The organism is Actinosynnema sp., from assembly GCF_052038725.1.
Window position 1 is genome coordinate 1 of the sequence record NZ_JBQGCX010001037.1, and the last position, 2,508, is coordinate 2,508.

General features: G+C 71.1%; 4 protein-coding genes. 2 read left to right on the forward strand and 2 right to left on the reverse strand.

Features of this window, described 5'->3' with window-relative positions; translation table 11 throughout:
• Positions 1 to 135: 135 nt before the first annotated feature.
• Positions 136 to 642 carry a MarR family winged helix-turn-helix transcriptional regulator gene (locus tag ACTUAL_RS21865; protein ID WP_096492928.1) on the forward strand — a complete coding sequence of 169 codons (507 nt, stop codon included), beginning with the start codon at positions 136 to 138 and terminating at the stop codon, positions 640 to 642.
• A 211-nt stretch (positions 643 to 853) separates the two neighbouring features.
• Positions 854 to 1,153, forward strand: coding sequence for a DUF1540 domain-containing protein (locus tag ACTUAL_RS21870; RefSeq protein ID WP_096492927.1), 300 nt, complete (start codon positions 854 to 856; stop codon positions 1,151 to 1,153).
• Here the strand turns inward: ACTUAL_RS21870 and ACTUAL_RS21875 are convergent.
• Both ACTUAL_RS21875 and ACTUAL_RS21880 read right to left on the reverse strand, forming a co-directional pair.
• On the reverse strand, positions 1,138 to 1,578 hold the full coding sequence (locus ACTUAL_RS21875; protein ID WP_440901555.1) for an SMI1/KNR4 family protein: 441 nt from the start codon (positions 1,576 to 1,578) through the stop codon (positions 1,138 to 1,140). The two genes, ACTUAL_RS21870 and ACTUAL_RS21875, sit on opposite strands and share 16 nt — an antisense overlap.
• 28 nt (positions 1,579 to 1,606) lie before the next feature.
• The gene (locus ACTUAL_RS21880) at positions 1,607 to 2,188 is read right to left on the reverse strand and encodes a hypothetical protein (RefSeq protein ID WP_440901556.1); all 582 of its coding nucleotides are present in this window, start codon (positions 2,186 to 2,188) and stop codon (positions 1,607 to 1,609) included.
• Between the last annotated feature and the right edge of the window lie 320 nt (positions 2,189 to 2,508).

Consider the following 2,508-nt stretch of genomic DNA (forward strand, 5'->3'; position numbering starts at 1 on the left):
GTGGGTGACGTAGTAGACCGAGCCCCAGGCCAGCGGGGCGACGGCGGTGATCAGGGGACAGCGCCAGGTAGCTTCCTGGGAAGTAACTTCCATGGAAGCAATATAGCTTCCATGGAAGCGGTAGCGTGACGAGCCGTGGACCACACCCCCGAGCAGGGCTTGGACCGGGTCGCGCGCATCCAGGCCGAGTGGGCGCGCGAGCGGCCGGACGTGGACGTGTCGCCCCAGGGCGTCATCGGCAGGTTGCACCGGCTGGCGGCGGCGCTGATGGAGGAGATCTCGGTCGTCTACCGGCGGCACGGGCTCGGCGAGGGCGAGTTCGACGTGCTGGCCGCGCTGCGGCGGGCCGGGGAGCCCTACGAGCGGGCGCCGGGCGAGCTGGCGCAGCACACGATGGTGACCACCGGGGCGATCACCAAGCGGTTGGACCGGCTGGAGCGCGACGGGCTCGTGACGCGGCGGATGACCGACGGGGACGGGCGCAGGCGGGTGGTGGCGCTGACCGAGGCGGGGAAGCGGGTGTTCGACCGGGCGTTCACCGAGCACATGGCGAACGAGCGGCGGTTGCTGGAACTGCTGGACCCCGAGGAGGCGCGAGTGCTGGAGGGGTTGTTGGAACGGTGGTTGCGGCACTTCGACTGAGGGTTCAGGTAAGGCTTTCCTTAGGAGACTGCCGGATTCCTCTGAGTGGTTTGAATTAATTTCATGAAATTTGCCCTTTGGTGGCTTGACCAGCGGTTATGCTGTTCTTTTGGCGTTCAGGTTAGCCTGGCCTAAACATTTTCGACTTGCCGCGGTTGTGTCGGGGTGGGAGGTTGTTTCCACCGAGCCGACTAGACGCTGAGGAACGGTCATGACGACAATGGATATGCCCGCCGTCCACGAGTGCACCGTGACCGGCTGCTCGTACAACCACGACGGCTGCCACGCGTTCGCGATCACGGTGAGCGGGGTCAACGGGACCGCCGACTGCGGCACCTTCGTGCCGCTGGACACCAAGGGCGGGCTGCCGAAGGTGGTCGCGCAGGTCGGCGCGTGCTCCCGGTCGGACTGCTCGCACAACAAGGACCTGGAGTGCTCGGCGTCGAGCGTGCGCATCGGGCCCGGCAAGGGCGACCACGCGGCGAACTGCCTGACCTACACCACGGACTGATCCCGGTCCCGTGCGACGAGGGCCTCGCGCCGGTGCGGTGAGGCGCGGGGCCTCGTCGTGCGCGGGCGCTCGCGCGCGGGTCCGTCGTGCGCGTGCCGGGCCAGGAACGCCGCGAACCCCTCGGCGAGCACCCGGACCCCAGCCCCGAGGTCGTGGTCGGCGGCGCAGACCAGCCCGGTGGGGTCCGGGAAGAGCGGGTTCCCGGCGGGGTCGGCGGCGCAGACCCGCGCGTCGGCGCGGAACCGCAGGGTGAGCGCGACGACGTCGACGTCCTCCAGCAGCGGCGAACCGCCGAACGCGCGCACCGGCACGCCGACGAGGCAGGCCCCGAACAGCTCGGCGAAGTGCGCGCAGTCCGGGTCCACCACGATCCCGAGCCGCGCGACGGCGCGCTCCAGGGCCGCGATCAGCCAGGGTTCCAGCACGGGGACAGGCAGGCCGTCCGCTCCCCCGTCACCCCGCGAGCAGCTCCGCGATCCGCGCGACCGCGATGGCCCGCGACGAGGGCGCCGTGGGCACCGACAGCGAGTCCGACATGGACCAGCGGCCCTGCCCGTCCACGGCGACCGCCATGCTCACGTTGCCCTGCGGCGAGCCGATCTTCAGCAGCACCGAGGACTCCCGGTCGCCGCTCAGGTGCGCGTCGAGGAAGCGCCCGGCCTGGGCGCTGGCGGTCACCCCCGGTTCGAGCAGGCGCACGTCCCAGCCGCCCGCGCCGTCCGGGCACAGCCGCAGGTGCCCGCGCGGCCCGCTCAGCAGGTGCGTCAGCACGGGCACGTCGCCGCGCCAGCCGAGCATCCGGGTGATCCGGTCGGCGGTGGCGGCGGCCTCGATCACGGCGGCGAGCCGGGGCGAGGGCCGGAACGCCCGGCCGGTCCGGGTCGCGAGCCCCCGGTGCACGAGCGAGTCGAGGCCGTCGTGCGGGACGCGCGGCGCGGGCAGGGCGAGCTCCTCGCGCACCCCGGCGAGCGCGGGCGGTCTGACCCGCAGCAGGAACCCCAGCTCGGCGGCGGCGAGCACGAGCCGATCGACCACGCGGACCTCCTCTTGGTCTGCACGGATTGCGGTGTCCGTTCGCTGTCTCGCATCGCGGACCCCGGTTCCGGCGTTGCACGACCACTCCGCACGAAGGCGGTCGCACAAGGCGCTTGTTTAACCCAAACGGTTTAACCCGAACCGACGAACGCGATGACGCGCCGCGCAGGTACGGACTCCATCCAGGGCAATCCCCCGCCACGGAGAATATTCACCCTGCTCCACTCCGGTGACAGCAGCGGCCGGAAGCATTGCGGTTTCCCGAAGAAAGCGTTTTCCGGAACTCACCCGCACGGGGGATGCCCTGGGTTCACCCGGCC